Origin of the sequence: Bradyrhizobium sp., assembly GCF_035652035.1 — a bacterium.
GTDB lineage: Bacteria > Pseudomonadota > Alphaproteobacteria > Rhizobiales > Xanthobacteraceae > Bradyrhizobium.
Map to the genome: position 1 here is coordinate 154,934 of NZ_DASREO010000022.1, position 16,324 is coordinate 171,257.

The window sequence follows — 16,324 nt, forward strand, 5'->3', positions numbered from 1 at the left end:
GCCATCTCTTCAGGAAGAAGCGGCGCTCCGTAAAGCAGCTCTATTCGTGGCGATGCATCGCCGATTCATGCTTGGTGTCTCGCATGGTTGAATAAATCAGCAACGACAGGAAGATGATGCCGCAGAGATAATAGTAGAACCATTGCTCGTGGCCGATGCTCTTGAAATAGAGCGCCACCGCTGGCGCTGTGCCGCCGAAGATCGAGACCGTGATGGAATAGGGGATGCCGACGCCCATCGCCCGTATCTTGGTCGGAAACAGCTCCGCCTTCACGACCGCATTGATCGAGGTGTAGCCCGCAACGAAGATCCAGGCGGCGCAGATCAGCAGAAACGCCATCAGGGGCGATTGGGTCGCTTTCAACGTGGTCAGGATCGGTACGGTGGCGAGCGTTCCGACCACGCCGAAGAAGATCAGGACCGGCTTGCGGCCGATCCGGTCCGAGATGGCGCCGTAGATCGGTTGCAGCAAGGTTGCAAAGACCAGCGAACCGAAGATTACAAGCGTCGTCTGGTCCTCGGTCAGGCCGACCGACAATTTGACAAAGGTCTGCATGTAGGTCGTGAAGGTGTAGAAGGCCGCCGTGCCGCCAGCGGTCAAGCCTACGACCAGCAGAAGCTCGCGCGGATATTGCAACAGTCCGAGGATCGAACCGGTCGGTTTGACGGTCTTGCTCGCTTCCACGAAGGCTTCGGTCTCATGCAGGCCGCGCCGCATCACTGCAGCGAAGATCGCCAGCACCGCACCGATGACAAAGGGAATCCGCCAGCCCCACGCCTTCAATTCCTCTGGCGTGAGGAAAACCTTTTGCAGCAGCAACAGGACGATGATGGCCGTGAGCTGCCCGCCGATCAGGGTCACGTACTGGAAGCTCGAATAAAAGCCGCGATGCTTGGCGTCCGCCACTTCGCTCAGATATGTCGCGCTCGCCCCATACTCGCCGCCGAGGCTCAATCCTTCGATGACGCGCGCCAGCGCCAGGATCGCGGGCGCGGCCAGCCCGATCGAAGCATAAGTTGGCGTGACGGCGATGATCAGCGAGCCAAAGCACATGCAGACGACCGACAGTGTCAGCGACAGACGGCGGCCGAAATGGTCGGCGAGATAGCCGAACAGCCAGCCGCCGAGGGGCCGCATCAGGAAGGTCGCGGCGAACAACACGGCGGCGTTGAGCTGCTGCACCACCGGATCGCTGCTGGGGAAGAAAGCGGGGGCGAAGTAGAGCGCGAACGCCGTATAGGCGTAGAAGTCATACCACTCGACGAGATTGCCGATGGAGCCGATGAAGATCGCCTTCACCCGCCGTTCGACGTCGTGAATGTCGAGATGGTCGTCGGCGTTCACGGTTGCAGCTTGCTCAGTCACTTAAGTTCCCCGAAAATTCATGAAAAAGAAGAAAGGCCGCTCAGGCTTTGCCGAACAGCACGGGAAGTTGCCGCGGCCCGCGCACCGTGCCTTCCGACCAGGTGACCTTGCCGGCAGGGTCGAGCCTGAAATCGGGAATGCGCCTGAGCCATTCCTCGATGGCGACCGTCATTTCCATGCGCGCAAGGTTTGAACCGACGCAGCGGTGAATCCCGAGGCCAAAGGCTGCGTGCGGATTCTGCTTGCGATCGATCACGACCTTGTCGGCATCCGGGAACACGGTCGGATCGCGGTTCGCTGCGGGAAAAGACAACAGCACCATGTTGCCGGGCTTGATCGGACAGCCGCCGATCTCGGTCTCCTTCATGACCTCGCGCGCCATCGTCACCGGGGCAAAGGCCCGCAGGAATTCCTCGACGGCGGAGGGCAAGAGCGCCGGTTCGGCGAGCAGCCGCTCGCGGTCGGCCGGCGTCCGCGCCAGATGCCACAGCGATGAACCAATGGCGCTCCAGGTGGTGTCGATGCCGGCGATCAATAGCAGCCGCAGTGTGCCCTGCACGTGCATGTCGGGCAGAGGCTGACCGTTCTGGTCGCGCGCATTCATCAGCGTCGAAATCAGGTCGTCTGTCGGCTCCGTCTTGCGGCGTTCGATATGACCGCCAAAGTAGGCCATCATCTCGTGAACCGCGTTCATCAGGATGGCCTCGTCCTTGATGCCGAGTTCCAGGATTTCGTGGATCCATTTGATGAAGCGGTCGCTGTCATCTTCCGGAATGCCGAGCATATGAGCGATCGCACGAACGGGAATATACTTGCTGTAGCGCGCGGCGGCATCGCATCCGCCTTCATCGATGAAGCCGTCGATGAGTTCATTGCAGATTGCGCGCACCCGCGGCTCGAGCTTTTTCATGGCGTCGGGCGTAAACGGGGGCAACAGCAATTGCTTGGCAGGTTTGTGTTGCGGCGGATCGGAAGTGATCGGCGGTGACGGAATGACTTCTGGCCTCGCGTTGCGGACGACGACACGGCGCGAGGAGAAATGTTCGGTGTCGTAGGCGACCTGCTTCACGGCTTCGAAGGTGGTCGGCATGTAGCAGCCGAGATAGCGCTCGGTATGGACCACCGGACTTGCGGCACGAAGCTCGTCCCAGATCGGGTACGGATTTTCAGTCCAGCGCGGATCGGTGTGATCGAAGTCGTGAACCCAATCCGTGACAGGAGAATGATCGGACATGAGCAGTTCCTCTCGGTCAGTAAAATCGGATGATCCGGCGAACGGGCCTATTCCTCGATCACTTCGATCGCAATTTCAGGACAATTGGACTGCGCGAGCCAGGCCTTGTCTTCCAGTCCGGCAGGCACCGTGCCGTCGCCGACTTCATGCGCATTGCCGAACGCGTCGAGCTCGAACAGTTCAGGCGCGAGCGATTTGCAGCGGGCGTGCCCCTGGCATTTGTCCTGATCGACGCGAACTCGCAGCTTTCCCGACATTCGGATTCCTCCCCCGGGCCGATTTTCAAATCGGCGCGCTCGTCTTTCTGTTTGCGGCGATTATAGCGGGCTATGTGCGCTTCACCAGCGCTCAAATCGCAAGTTTACCAGGCGAATCGCTGGTGCGAGAAACCTACTGCGGCGCAGTTCTGGGATCGATCGGGGTCGTGCCGCGGACACCCAGAATATCTTCCAAAACCCTGGCGCCGGCGAGAAGCGCGGCGTCGCCGCGCGGGGCAGCGACCATTTGCAAACCGACCGGTAGGCCGGAAGCGGTAAATCCGCATGGCAGGGACAGCGCCGGGCAGCACACGAGCGTGATGGCATAAACAATGCCAAGCCATTCGACGTAGTTATCGAATTTCTTGCCCGCGCATTCGCTGACATAGCGGTGCTCGATCGGGAATGGCGGGACGATCGTCGCAGGCGTCAGCAGCAAATCATAGTTCTCGAAGAACGCCAACGTGCGGGCGGCCAGCGCAACGCGTTGGGCCTCGGCGCGCGCAAGCTGCTCGACCGAAAGCTTCAGGCCTTCCTCGATATTCCAGATGACTTCCGGCTTGAGCTGTTCGCGCTTGTTGCGCAACAAAGCCGCCTTGGTGATCGCAAAATCGAAAGCGCGCAGCACATGGAAGCATTCATGGGCCTCACGCAGGTCGGGATGGGCTTCCTCGACGATGACGCCGGCTTCAGTGAAACGAGCGGCCGCTCTTCGCGTGATCGCGGCGACCTCAGGATCGACCGGCGTGATGCCGAGATCGGGCGAATAGGCGACGCGCTTGGGCTTCTCTCCCGAACGCGCCGCCGACCGAAAGGATGTCGGCAGGCGGGGCAGGGACAGCGGATCGGCGGGATGTTCGCCGCTCATTGCGTCAAGAAACAGTGCGAGATCCTCGACGTTGCGCGCCATTGGACCGTGGACGGTGAGGTTGCGGTCGATCTTGAACGCGGGACTATGCGGCACGCGACCGATGCTCGGGCGCATGCCGACGATGCCGCAGAAGCTTGCCGGGTTGCGCAGCGAGCCGCCCATGTCCGTGCCATGGGCGAGCCACGCGGTGCCTGTTGCGAGCGCGACAGCGGCGCCGCCCGAGGAGCCGGACGCGGAGCGTGAGGTGTCCCACGGATTGCGCGTCGCGCCGAACACCTCGTTGAACGTATGGGCGCCGGCGCCGAATTCCGGCGTATTGGACTTGGCGTACACGATGCCGCCAGTGCGTTCGAGCAACTCGACGACGATATCGGAGCGTGCTGGAACGCTGTCTTTAAAGATCGGCGAGCCCTGGGTGGTCCGCACGCCCGCGACGCTGGTGAGGTCCTTGATCGGGATCGGAAGGCCGGCGAGCAGGCCGCGTTCGCCCGCTGGTTTGGCCATCAGCGCTTTGGCGTTCGCGCGGGCCCGGTCGAAGCACAGGGTCGGCAGCGCGTTGGTTTTGCTGTCGACTTCGGCGATCCGGTTCTCCAGCGCGTCCAGCAGGTCGAGGGGCGTGACCTCGCCGGAATTGAGCCGGTCGACGATCGCGCATGCCGTTGACCGTATCAGCGCCTGATCAGATGACATTCATGCCTCCCCTCGAGCCTCGTTTCCCGGTTGACCGATTGTGTAGCCTTGTAAAACATCCTACGACAAGCAGGAAAGGCGAATACGGAGAAGTGAGATGACCATGCCGTTCGATGCCGTGGATTGGCGCAAGCTGAGCCGTGAGGCGCTCGATAGCGGCCTCAACAACTCCGCAGCCGTTGCCGGCAGCGGAGACATGGTGGCGGGCTGGGAGAAGATGTCGGCGGACATGCGGGCGCGGCACGGCGCGCATCTCAATCTTCAATACGGCCCCCGCGAGCGCAATCGCATCGACTTTCTCAAAGCCGCGCCGAACGCGCCGACACTCCTTTTCATCCACGGCGGTTATTGGCAGATGCGGTCAAAGGACAGCTTTACGCTGTTCGCCAAGGGAACGATGGCGCACGGCATCAATGTCGCGCTGATCGGCTATACGCTTGCGCCCGACGCAACGCTCGAACAGATCGTCGCGGAAATTCATTCCGGAATTGACTATCTCGCGGGGCAACTGGCCGATCTCGGCGCCGACGCCGAGAGGCTGATTGCGTCCGGATGGTCCGCCGGTGGGCATTTGACCGCCATGGCGATGATGAACCCTCGCATCAAGGGCGGCGTTGCCATCAGCGGCATTTACGATCTCGAGCCGATCCGCCACTCCTATCTCAACGTCAAGCTCGGCCTTGACGAGGCGATGTCGAGACGCAACTCGCCGATGTTGCTGACGCATGCGCTCAAGCCGATGGCGCTGACGGTGGGGGCTGCGGAGTTGCCGCTCTTACGCAAGCAGACCGCCGATTTCGCGGCCCATCGCGCCAAACACGGGTTGCCCGTCACTTACGAGGAAATCCCCGGCGCCAACCACTTCACCATCATGGACGAAATGGCGAAGCCTGAGGGGCGGATCACCGCGATGATCCGGGAGTTGTTCGGGCGGACGGCCTAGTCTCCGGCTGCGCAAATCAAATCGAGCCATCCGTGGGCGGTCGGCGCGCTTCATTTTTGCGGCGCGAAGGCGCGGTCACCACTACTGCTTTAGTTCAAGTGGGCGATGCAGCGCTTTCGCGCGTTATGCCAACAGCTAGACAAAGAACCAGTGGGCGAGACAATCCCCGGCGGGATTTGCCTTCCCACAGGAACTGAAGAGAAGGAATCGCAAAATGAGCACGACCACTTTGGCGCGTGCCACGCGACGCCGATTCCTGAAGGATGCGGGGCTCACCCTTCTCGCGGCAAGCACGGCACCAATTCTTTCCGCGCCGTTGATATCGCGGGCCATGGCCGACACCAAGACTCTGACGATGGTCCAATGGAGCCATTTCGTACCGGCATTCGACAAATGGTTCGACCGATTTGCAAAGGACTGGGGAACGAAGAACAACATCCAGGTCACGGTCGATCACATTCCGGTGCAGGACGTCGCTTCACGCGCGGCTGCTGAAGCTTCGGCCGGATCGGGCCACGACATCTTCATGTGGAACGGGGCGGGCGGACCGCATCTCTACCGGAAGTTCCTCATCGATATGACTGACGTGGTGGGGTATGTCGAAAAGAAGTACGGCAAGGTCAGCATCATCGGCAAACAGATCGGTTACAACCCGGACGACAAGACCTGGTCTGCGTACCCCGACTACTACATCGATTACCCGAGTATGTACCGCAAGAGCCAGTGGGATGAGGTTGGCGTCACTCCGGATACCTGGGATGACATCCGAAGAGGCGGAGCCAAGCTGAAAGCCAAAGGCCATCCGGTCGGGATTTCGCTCGGTCACAGCAACGATCCGAACTGCACCTGGCGCGGCGTGTTGTGGAGCTATGGCGGTGCCGTTCAGGACGAAGCCGGCAAGAAGGTCGTCCTCAACAGCAAGGAAAGCGTCGAGGCGGTCAAGTTCGCCACCGCACTCTACAAGGAGGCGATGACATCGGATGTCCTTTCGTGGAGCGACGCAAGCAACAACCAGTACATCGATTCAGGGGTAAGCTCGTATATCTCAAACCCGATCTCGGCATACCGGACGGCTCAGCAACTCAACCCCAAGGTCGCCGACGATATTTTTGTTGCGAAACCGCCGAAAGGTCCGGTGCGCCAATTGATCGGCACCTCGCCGAATTCCTATGGAATCTGGAACTTCGCCAAGAACAAGGAGGCGGGCCTCGAGTTTCTCAAATACTACGCCGACCATTGGGTCGAAGCCTTCAAGGCAAGCACCGGGTACAACATGCCGATCTATGCCAATATCGTGCCCAAACCGATGCCGATCCTGTCCAACGACCCAACCTCGACCCCACACGACAAGCTGGCGCTTCTGCAGAGTTCGGACGAGTGGTCGGCCGCAACCGGCTATCCGGGGCCGTCCTGGGCGGCGACCGACGAGGTCTACAACGACTTCGTCATCTGCGACATGATGGCGAAGGCGGCGACCGGCGCGATGACGGCCGAAGAGGCGGTCAAGTGGGCCGCGCAACAGTGCGAAGGCATCTTCGACAAGTGGCAGCACAAGGCATGAGCGGGGTCGGCTGAGCGTGGGCTGCGTTCTGCCGCGCGGGTCTGTTGCCTGCGGCATATCGAACCGCCAGACAAGGGGCAAGGTTAGGGGGCGATGAACGGCGCCTCGCCGAATGAGCGGCGCGGCGGAAAGCAGTGTTCGGATTCCGGGAGCCTCAATGTCCGCGGTATTGGCAAGGGACATCGTTAAAAAATTTGCAGAAGTCACCGCAGTCAACGGCATGACCCTTGCGATACCGGACGGCGAATTCATGGTTCTGCTGGGACCGTCGGGGTGCGGCAAGACCACCTTCCTGCGCATTATCTGCGGGCTCGAGAGCCAGACCAGCGGCGACCTCATCATCGATGGCAACCTCGTCAACGACGTGCCGCCCCGCGCCCGCGGCGTCGCAATGATGTTCCAAAGCTACGGGCTTTATCCGCATTACACGGTCCGCAACAACATTGCCTTTCCGTTACGCACGCAGCATGTGCCGCGCGCGGAGATCAAAAGGAAGGTGGACTGGGCCGCCCGTTTGCTCGGAATTGAGCAATTCCTCGATCGACGGCCGCGCCAGCTGTCGGGCGGGGAACGCCAGCGTGTCGCGCTGGCGCGCGCCCTTGTGCGCGAGCCGACCGCGCTCTTGCTCGACGAGCCGCTCTCCAATCTCGATGCCAAATTGCGTGCCTCAGCCCGCCAGGAAATCAAGCAGTTCCAGCAGCGGGTCGGGGTCACCACCATCTATGTCACCCACGATCAGGTCGAGGCTATGGGCATGGGCGACCGCATTGCCGTGATCGACCACGGCAAGATCCGGCAGGTCGGCACGCCGGCGGAGATCTATGACGAGCCCGCTGACCGCTTTGTCGCAACCTTTGTCGGCTCGCCGCCAATGAATCTGCTCGCGCGCAATGGCTTCTATCTCGGTTTCAGGCCTGAGAACTTCCTGCCCAGAGAGATGATCGATGACGGCGCGTTCGCCGAGTTCTCGTTTCGCGTCGACCGGTCCGAATATCTCGGCTCCGAACGCATCGTATACGGGGTGATCGAAGGCTCCGATCCGAACCAGCTCATCACCGCGAAACTGCCTGCGGCGCACGTTCCCGAGGCGAGCATTCGGCCGGGCCAGTTTCATCCCTTCGCCGTCCGGAACCGCGCGCTCCGCTATTTCAACCAGGACGGCAAGCGGGCAAATCGACGCTAGGGATATTCGCCGATGGCGACAATCGCCGAGCCTATCGCCAAGCCGGTTTCGCGACTGAGCTTTCTTCTCGACCGGCGCGCTGTGCTCGGCTCGATCTTCGTCGCACCGGCAATTCTTTATGTGCTGCTGCTGGTCGGCGTACCGTTCTTGCTGGCGGTCTATTATTCGGTCAGCGCCTATACGATCTACGATCCCTCCTGGAGGTTTGTGGGCCTCGCGAATTTCAGGCAGATCGCAACGGATCCGGTTTTTCAGGAAACGCTGGGCAACACCTTCCTGTTCACCTTTGGCTCGCAGTTCCTCGGCCTCGTGCTTGGCAAGTTTGGCGCATTCTTGCTGCTGCGGCCGTTCCCGGGACGCAAGATCGTCAGGGCGCTGATCATCCTACCTTGGGCGGTGCCGATTGCGCTTGCCACCGTCGCCTGGGAGTGGATGTTCGATTCGCTTTACAGCGTGATCAACTGGACGATGATTTCTCTTGGCATCATCACACGTTCAGAGGCGCCGAACTGGCTCGGCAGCCCACACCTGGCGATGCTGTGTGTGATCATCGTCAATGCCTGGCGCTTTTTTCCGTTTGCGATCGTCATCTTTCTCGCCGGCATCACGTCGGTCCCGCAAGATATCGTCGACGCCGCAATCGTCGACGGCGCCGGTTTCTGGCGCCGTAATTATCAGATCATCCTGCCGATGATTCTTCCGATCGTCGCCGTCGGTCTGATCTTCGGAATCGTATTTACGTTCACCGATCTTTCAGTGGTTTATCTCCTGACCAATGGCGGCCCTCAGAATGCGACTTCGGTGCTGGGATTTGAGGGATTCCAGGTCGGCATCGTATCCGGCGATGTATCGCACGGCTCAGCCATTTCGTTGTTCATGTTGCCGGTGCTGCTGCTTGTGGTCGTCGGTATGCTGCGATTTATCCGGCGGCGGGAGATTTGAAATGCGGTACAGGATGGCGAATCTTGGCAAGGAAGCAGCGTTTTACGCGGCGATCGCATTCTTTGTCATTCTGGCTACGTTCCCGTTCTATTGGATGCTGATTACCTCGCTGAAGACGAATCCCGATCTCTACAATGTCACCAATATTCCGTTCTGGTTCAACGAGGCGCCGACCCTCGCGCACTTCCGTTATTTGTTCGAGCAGACGCTATTCACGCGCTGGCTGTTGAATTCGCTGATTATCGGTGTTTGCGTCGTGGCGATCACGCTCGTGACCGCGCTGCCTGCCGGCTATAGTCTCGCGCGCATGACCGGTCGCAGCGGCGAGAGCTTGGGCATCGTCATTTTTCTGACCTATCTGGTGCCTCCGACGCTGTTATTCCTGCCGCTGTCGCGGATCATCGCCGACCTTGGGCTACAGAATTCCATGTGGTCGCTGGTCCTGGTCTACCCGACCTTCACAATTCCATTTTGCACGTGGCTGCTGATGGGATTCTTCAAAGCCATGCCGGTCGAAATCGAGGAGGCGGCGATCGTCGACGGTTGCAGCCTGTTCGGTGCCTTCGTCAGGATGGTGATCCCGCTGTCGCTGCCGGCCATCCTGACGGCCGTTATCTTTACCTTCACGCTGACTCTGCAAGAGTTCATCTACGCGCTGACGTTCATTTCCGCCTCCGACCAGAAGCCGATCACCCTGGGCGTCGCGACCGACCTCGTTCGCGGCGATATCTTCTTCTGGGGTGAGATCATGGCTGGCGCGCTGATCGCCAGCATCCCGGTCGCGATCGCCTATAATCTTTTCCTCGATCGCTTCATTTCCGGCATCACCGGAGGCGCCACCAAATAGGGCGCCTCCATCCACGGCGATCGCACTATCCCCAACCCGCCGCGATGCCGCCGTCGACCGTGAAGATCACGCCTGACGTATAGCCGGAGCGGTCGGAGGCAAGGAACGCCATCAGGTCGCCGATCTCACGCGCATGCGCGGGGCGGCCGAGCGGCAGGCCCTTCTGGAATTCCTTGTAGCGGTTCTCGTCGCCGAACTGGTTTTTGGCGCGGGTTTTCAAAAGCGTGATGTGGCGATCGGTGCCGACCGGGCCGGGATTGATCCCGACCACGCGGATATTGTCGGCGAGGCTCTTGCTGCCAAGCGCGCGGGTGAACGACATGATCGCGGCGTTGCCGGTCGAGCCGCAGATATAGTTGGCGTCGAACTTTTCGCCAGCGACGCCGATATCGTTGACGATCACGCCACCGCCGCGCGCCTTCATTTGCGCATAGATCGCGCGCGTGATGTTGATGTAGCCGAACACCTTCAGTTCCCAGGCATGCCGCCAGGTCGCTTCATCGATCTTGTCGATCGAGCCGCCGGGGATATCGCCGGCGTTGTTGACGAGAATGTCGATATCGGCGGCTTCCTTGACCAGACGCGTGATGTCCTCCGGCTTGCGCAGGTCGGTCACGATGGTGGCGGCGTCGATCTGATGCGCGGCGCGCAGGCGGTCGGCGACGGCTTTGAGCTGTTCGCCATTGCGGGCCGCCAGCAGCAGGTGAGCGCCTTCCTCGGCAAAGCTTTCGGCAGCTGCCGCGCCAATGCCCTTCGAGGCGCCGGTGATGAGGACGCGTTTGCCGCGCAGATGAAGGTCCATGGGATTACTCGCTGAATGGGATGACTGAAAAGGTGAGGGATATTGTCACTTAGGCAGTTAGGGAAGAAACGGTCAATCTTGCACTGCACCGTTGCGTGCAAACCTGGTTTGGTCCATTGCAGTCCCGTCATACAGTCGGTGAGGCAAACCCAAGGATCTTCTCGATGAGCAGCGGAAAAAAGCAATACCGGATCGCGGTCATTCCCGGCGACGGGATCGGCAAGGAGGTGATGCCGGAAGGTCTGCGCGTCATCGAGGCAGCGGCGAAAAAGCACGGCGTTGCCGTGCAATTCGAGCACTTCGATTTTGCTTCTTACGACTATTACGAGAAGCACGGCCAGATGATGCCGGACGACTGGAAGGACAAGATCGGCAAGCACGATGCGATCTATTTCGGCGCGGTCGGCTGGCCCGCGAAAATTCCCGATCACGTTTCCTTGTGGGGTTCGCTGATCAAATTCCGGCGAGAGTTCGATCAATACGCCAACCTGCGACCGGTGCGGCTGATGCCGGGCGTGCCGTCGCCGCTGGCGGGCCGCAAGCCCGGCGACATCGATTTCTGGGTGGTGCGGGAAAACACCGAAGGCGAATATTCATCCGTCGGCGGGCGCATGTTTCCGGACACCGACCGCGAATTCGTCACCCAGCAGACAGTGATGACGCGCACCGGCGTCGATCGCATCCTGAAGTTCGCGTTTGAACTCGCCGCGTCGCGGCCGAAGAAGCACCTGACCTCGGCGACGAAGTCCAACGGCATCTCGATCACCATGCCTTATTGGGACGAGCGCGTGGAGGCGATGGCGAAGAACTATCCGAAGGTGAAGTGGGACAAGTTCCACATCGATATCCTGACCGCGAACTTCGTGCTGCATCCGGACTGGTTCGACGTCGTGGTCGGCTCGAACCTGTTCGGCGATATTCTCTCCGATCTCGGGCCGGCCTGCACCGGCACCATCGGCATCGCGCCGTCGGGTAATATCAATCCGGAAGGCGATTATCCTTCCGTGTTCGAGCCGGTCCACGGGTCGGCGCCTGATATCGCGGGGCAGGGCATCGCCAATCCGATCGGCATGATCTGGTCGGGCGCAATGATGCTGGAGCATCTCGGCGAGAAGGATGCAGCGCAGGCCATCGTGACGGCGATCGAGCGCACGCTCGGCGAACGCACGCTGCGCACCCGCGATCTCGGCGGCAATGCGGATACGACGGCTTGCGGCAAGGCGGTTGCGGAGATGGTGGAGTAGCGGCTGTCATCATGGCCGGGTCAACCCCCGGGCATGACAATGAGATCGCGGCTACCCGCCCCTCGCCACCCGTCGGCTATGCTCCCACGCGGCGTGGATCAGATTCTCGCTTGCTTCCGGCGTGCGGAAGGCCGAGTGCGCTGACAGCGTCACGTTCGGGGTTTTGGTCAGCTGGTGGTCAACCGGCAGCGGCTCGGTGTTGAAGACGTCGAGCCCGGCGTGGCGGATGTGACCTGACTTCAACGCCTCGATCATGGCAGCTTCATCGACCACGGCGGCGCGCGCCGTGTTGACGAGGATGACGCCCGGTTTCATGGCTTGAATTCGTTCACGCGACAGGAATCCGCGGGTGTCGTCGTTGAGCAAAAGATGCAACGAGACAACATCACTATTTTCAAGCAGCGTCTCGAGCGAAACGAACTCGACGCAGGAAAAACTCTTGGGCGAGCGGTTCCAGGCGATCACCTTCAAGCCGCTGCCAAGCGCGATGCGCGCAACCTCTGCCGCAATCCCGCCGAAGCCGATCAGGCCGAGCGTCTTGCCGGTGAGCTGCATGGCGTCTTCGCGCAGCCAGTTGCCAGAGCGCATTTCGCGATCCATCTCTGCGAGGCCCCGCGCCGCCGCCCACATCAGCGCGATGGCGCATTCGGCAACCGCCGTGTCGCCATAGCCCTTGATCAGGTGAACGGTGATGCCGAGCTCTGCCAGTTCTTCCGGGTTCATGTAGCTGCGGGCGCCCGTGCCAAGAAACACCACGTGTTTGAGCCCATTGCACCGCTTCGCAATCTCGGTCGGCAGTTCCGTGTGATCGATCACAACGATCCCGGCACCGTCGAGCAGGCCCGGCATGTCTTCGGACGTGATGTCGGGATTGCGGTTGACCCGCACATCCGGGTCGCCGGGCTTCCTTTGCCGCTCGAAAATATCTGCAAGCGACCCGTTGGCGTCGACAAAAACCCCGCGCACGATAATCTCCCTGTTTAAAATCTCGCCGCGCTCAAGACGCAACGCCGGCGAGCGCTAGCACTGTGTGCATCAACACGTTGGCGCCCGCACTGCAATCGGCCTGGGTGGCGTCCTCGAGTTCATTGTGACTGACGCCGTCCTTGCAGGGCACGAAGACCATGGCAGCCGGGATCTTAGTATTGAGATTGCAGGCGTCGTGACCCGCGCCCGACGTGATGCGCCGATGCGGGAAGCCGAGCTTTTTCGCGGCCTCTTCAACCGCATTGACCAGTTTCGGATCGAAATGCGTCGGCGGCTTGCGCCAGACCAGATCGAGCTTCACGTCGACCTTGCGGCGCGCCGAGATCTCCTTGATGGCGGCGCGCAAGCCGGCATCGAGCGCATCCATGATTGCGGCATCGGCGCTGCGGCAATCGACGGTGAACGCGATTTCGCCGGGAATGACGTTGCGCGAGGGATTGGCGATCACGGCTTCGCCGATGGTGCCGACCGCCTTGGGCCCGTATTGTCTCGCCGTCGTTTCCATAGCGAGGACGATTTCCGACAAGGTGGCGAGCGCATCGCGCCGGAGCGGCATCGGCGTCGTGCCGGCATGACTCTCGAAACCGGTGATCTTGCCATCGTACCACAGCACGCCCTGGCCGGAATCGACGACGCCGATGGTCTTGCCTTCGGCTTCCAGAATCGGTCCTTGTTCGATGTGCAGTTCGACAAAGCCTGAGAACTTCTGAAAGCCGACCGGCCTGTCGCCGCGATAACCGATGGCATCGAGCGCCTCCGCAACCGTGACGCCCTCGGCATCCTTGCGCGAGAGAATATCGTCGGTGGTGAAATCGCCGACATAGGCGGCCGAGGCCATCATCGCCGGCGCAAAGCGCGAGCCTTCCTCGTTGGTCCAGTTGGCGATGCAGATGGGAATTTCCGTCTCGATCCCGGCGTCGTTGAGCGTGCGAACGACTTCGAGCGCCGCCAACGTGCCGAGCACGCCGTCGAACTTGCCCCCGGTCGGCTGCGTATCGAGATGCGAGCCAAGCCCGATCGGCGGTTTCGACATGTCGCGGCCTTTGCGTAAGCCAAACATCGAGCCGAGTGCATCGACATGCACTTCGAGGCCCGCGGCTTCGCATTCGCGCCGGAACCAGTCGCGGACCTGCTTGTCTTCCGGTCCGAGCGTCAGACGCCGCACGCCGCCCTTGGGCGTGGCGCCGAATTTAGCGGTTTCGTGGATCGTTCCCCACAGTCTTGCAGAGTCGATTTGCAGGTTGGATGCGACGGGGTTCATGATTTTCGTCCGGGACTGATGGCGCTAGTTGTCCGATTCTAACATTCGCATCTCGTTTCAGCGGCCACTTTGCGAATGTTAGAATCAAAGGACCACTAGCAAATACAAGTTTCTAGTGTAGCTTAGGATTTGACATTCGCTTGACGAACTCGCGGCCAGGCGGGTGGCGAATGTCAAATCCGCTCCACTAGCTTTTGATGGCGCGTTCGTTGTTCTGCGTCAACGTCGGGGCCATCCGCGATCGCAGCGCTGCCTTGCGCGATTTTCGCGGCGAGGTCGGCGACGCGCTCGACGGCGAGGGTATCTGGCGATTCCAGCCAGCTTGCCGAAAATGTCAAAGGCGGGATTTTGAGATCGGTCGACAGCAGCTGAAGCCGGCCGCTTGCCAGTTCGTTTTCGACGATCGCCGTCGGGATCACGGCGATGCCGAGCCCTTCGACCGCCATATGGATGACGGTCGCGAGCGAGGCGCTGGCGTGAAGGCGGATCGGCGGCAGATGCGGCCGGTTAAACAGGGACTGAATCGTTTCGTAAGGCTGTGACCTGCGCGGGAAGGTGATGATCGGAAATGCTGCGAGATCCTGTACCTTCAGGGCTCTGTTGCCGAGGCCGAGCGATGGGCTGGCCAGCACGCCGACTGGATAATCGCAGAGCACCCGATTTCGCACGCCTGAGGCCGATAGCGGGCCGACCAGAAAAGCGAGGTCGATCTCCTGCGCCAGCAGGCGAGCGCTCAGATCGGGCGTGATGTCGACCTCGATCTCGAGCGAGAGGTTCGGGTGGGTCGTGTTGACGCTCTTGATCAGCCGGGACAGCCAGGTGTGCACGATGGTTTCGGCGACGCCGAGCCGCAGCACGCCGCGCATCGCCGAACGATCGCCAACTTCCGCCATCATCTCGGCGCGCAGCGAGATCAGCTTTTCGGCATAGACCATCAGTTGCCGACCGCTCGGCGTCGGCGAGACGATGCGATTGTCGCGGTTCAGGAGCTTCACCCCCATCTCGCGCTCGAGTTGGGCGATCCGCTGCGAAATAGCAGGCTGCGTGGTGTTGAGGCGTTGACCGGCGCCGCGGAAGCTGCCCAGTGTCACCACCCAGAGGAACGTCTCGATCGACTTGAAATCCACCATTGGGTGCGCCTCACAGCGATAAGAGGAAATTATCCAAACTGATTAGAAAGTACGATTAGACTTTATAGTACGTGTGGGTTTCACTTATGTCGAGATCATGGGGAGGACGGTGTCATGACTATTTCCGCGGCAATCCAGCCCCTCCGAAAAGAAGACGATCACCTTACGAGCCGTCAGGCGCGGCTCGATTATCGCAACGGGAAGACCGGATCGACCGCCGGCGTTGCCAGCGGCTTTGTCCAGGGCAACCTCGCGATCCTGCCGGAAAACCTCGCGTCCTCGTTCCACCGTTTCTGTCAGCTCAATCCGAAACCATGTCCGATCATCGGCATGTCGGATGTGGGCGATCCCCGTATTCCCTCGCTCGGCCTCGATCTCGATATCCGCACCGACATTCCGCGCTACCGCGTCTGGCGTGATGGCGAGGTGATCGACGAGCCGACCGACGTCATGGCGCATTGGCGCGACGATCTCGTCGCTTTCGTGCTCGGCTGTTCGTTCTCATTCGAGGAAGCGCTGCTGGACGAAGGGCTGCCGATCCGCCACATCGAACGCAACGTTCGCGTGCCGATGTACCGGACCAATATCGCCTGCGCATCTGCCGGGCCGTTCGCAGGTCCCATGGTGGTGTCGATGCGCCCATTCAAGCCGGCGCAGGCGATCCGCGCCGTGCAGATCACATCGCGATTTCCTTCGGTGCATGGTGCGCCGGTCCATCTCGGCCACCCGCAGTCGATCGGCATCAAGGACATCGCCAAACCGGATTACGGCGATGCAGTTCCGGTCGAGCCTGACGAAATCCCGGTGTTCTGGGCGTGCGGCGTCACACCGCAGGCGGTCATCGCTGCAGCGAAAGTCCCATTTGCTATTACGCACGCACCGGGTCTGATGCTGGTCACGGACCTGAAGAACAAGGACCTTGCCGTGCTTTAGGCAGGGTTTGCTGTTCTTTCGAGCTTTACCGCTGCCTTCAATCGTTTCATCGATAGCTGCCGACAGATGAGGA

15 protein-coding genes are annotated in these 16,324 nt (G+C 60.8%); 7 read left to right on the plus strand and 8 right to left on the minus strand.

Annotation, left to right across the window (positions count from 1 at the left end):
* Positions 1-40: 40 nt before the first annotated feature.
* From VFB05_RS08680 to VFB05_RS08695, 4 genes are all read right to left on the minus strand, one after another.
* Complete coding sequence (locus tag VFB05_RS08680) at positions 41-1,366, minus strand: MFS transporter (RefSeq protein ID WP_325011066.1); 1,326 nt, start codon at positions 1,364-1,366, stop codon at positions 41-43.
* Between the two features lie 40 nt (positions 1,367-1,406).
* Positions 1,407-2,600, minus strand: a complete 1,194-nt coding sequence (locus VFB05_RS08685) for a cytochrome P450 (protein ID WP_325011068.1) — start codon at positions 2,598-2,600, stop codon at positions 1,407-1,409.
* A 47-nt stretch (positions 2,601-2,647) separates the two neighbouring features.
* Positions 2,648-2,857 carry a ferredoxin gene (locus VFB05_RS08690; protein ID WP_325011070.1) on the minus strand — a complete coding sequence of 70 codons (210 nt, stop codon included), beginning with the start codon at positions 2,855-2,857 and terminating at the stop codon, positions 2,648-2,650.
* 133 nt (positions 2,858-2,990) lie between these two features.
* On the minus strand, positions 2,991-4,418 hold the full coding sequence (locus VFB05_RS08695) for an amidase (RefSeq protein WP_325011072.1): 1,428 nt from the start codon (positions 4,416-4,418) through the stop codon (positions 2,991-2,993).
* 97 nt (positions 4,419-4,515) lie between these two features.
* Here VFB05_RS08695 and VFB05_RS08700 point away from each other — a divergent pair, with 97 nt between their 5' ends.
* The 5 genes from VFB05_RS08700 (at position 4,516) to VFB05_RS08720 (ending at position 9,894) form a co-directional block, all read left to right on the plus strand.
* Positions 4,516-5,361 carry an alpha/beta hydrolase gene (locus VFB05_RS08700; protein ID WP_325011074.1) on the plus strand — a complete coding sequence of 282 codons (846 nt, stop codon included), beginning with the start codon at positions 4,516-4,518 and terminating at the stop codon, positions 5,359-5,361.
* A 214-nt stretch (positions 5,362-5,575) separates the two neighbouring features.
* A complete protein-coding gene (locus VFB05_RS08705; protein WP_325011076.1) occupies positions 5,576-6,922 on the plus strand; it encodes an ABC transporter substrate-binding protein in 1,347 nt (448 codons plus the stop codon).
* A gap of 157 nt (positions 6,923-7,079) precedes the next feature.
* Positions 7,080-8,105, plus strand: a complete 1,026-nt coding sequence (locus VFB05_RS08710; protein WP_325011078.1) for an ABC transporter ATP-binding protein — start codon at positions 7,080-7,082, stop codon at positions 8,103-8,105.
* 12 nt (positions 8,106-8,117) lie between these two features.
* Entirely contained in the window at positions 8,118-9,047 is a 930-nt protein-coding gene (locus VFB05_RS08715) for a sugar ABC transporter permease (protein WP_325011080.1), read from the plus strand.
* Between the two features lies 1 nt (position 9,048).
* Positions 9,049-9,894: a carbohydrate ABC transporter permease gene (locus VFB05_RS08720; RefSeq protein ID WP_325011082.1), complete on the plus strand. Its 846-nt coding sequence runs from the start codon at positions 9,049-9,051 to the stop codon at positions 9,892-9,894.
* Between the two features lie 25 nt (positions 9,895-9,919).
* On the opposite strand, the gene VFB05_RS08725 is transcribed toward VFB05_RS08720, so the two are convergent.
* A complete protein-coding gene (locus VFB05_RS08725; RefSeq protein ID WP_325011084.1) occupies positions 9,920-10,696 on the minus strand; it encodes an SDR family oxidoreductase in 777 nt (258 codons plus the stop codon).
* Between the two features lie 164 nt (positions 10,697-10,860).
* Between VFB05_RS08725 and VFB05_RS08730 the strand changes: the two genes are divergently transcribed.
* Entirely contained in the window at positions 10,861-11,940 is a 1,080-nt protein-coding gene (locus tag VFB05_RS08730) for a tartrate dehydrogenase (RefSeq protein ID WP_325011086.1), read from the plus strand.
* 51 nt (positions 11,941-11,991) lie between these two features.
* Here VFB05_RS08730 and VFB05_RS08735 read toward each other — a convergent pair whose 3' ends face one another.
* The 3 genes from VFB05_RS08735 to VFB05_RS08745 all read right to left on the minus strand — a co-directional run bounded on the left by VFB05_RS08735 (position 11,992) and on the right by VFB05_RS08745 (position 15,318).
* A complete protein-coding gene (locus VFB05_RS08735) occupies positions 11,992-12,906 on the minus strand; it encodes an NAD(P)-dependent oxidoreductase (RefSeq protein ID WP_325011088.1) in 915 nt (304 codons plus the stop codon).
* Between the two features lie 31 nt (positions 12,907-12,937).
* Positions 12,938-14,188 (minus strand): Zn-dependent hydrolase, encoded by a 1,251-nt coding sequence (locus tag VFB05_RS08740; RefSeq protein WP_325011090.1) that lies wholly within the window; start codon positions 14,186-14,188, stop codon positions 12,938-12,940.
* A 173-nt stretch (positions 14,189-14,361) separates the two neighbouring features.
* Positions 14,362-15,318: a LysR family transcriptional regulator gene (locus VFB05_RS08745; RefSeq protein ID WP_325011093.1), complete on the minus strand. Its 957-nt coding sequence runs from the start codon at positions 15,316-15,318 to the stop codon at positions 14,362-14,364.
* Positions 15,319-15,432: 114 nt separating this feature from the next.
* On the opposite strand from VFB05_RS08745, the gene VFB05_RS08750 reads away from it, so the two are divergent.
* A complete protein-coding gene (locus VFB05_RS08750) occupies positions 15,433-16,251 on the plus strand; it encodes a putative hydro-lyase (RefSeq protein WP_325011096.1) in 819 nt (272 codons plus the stop codon).
* Positions 16,252-16,324 lie beyond the last annotated feature (73 nt).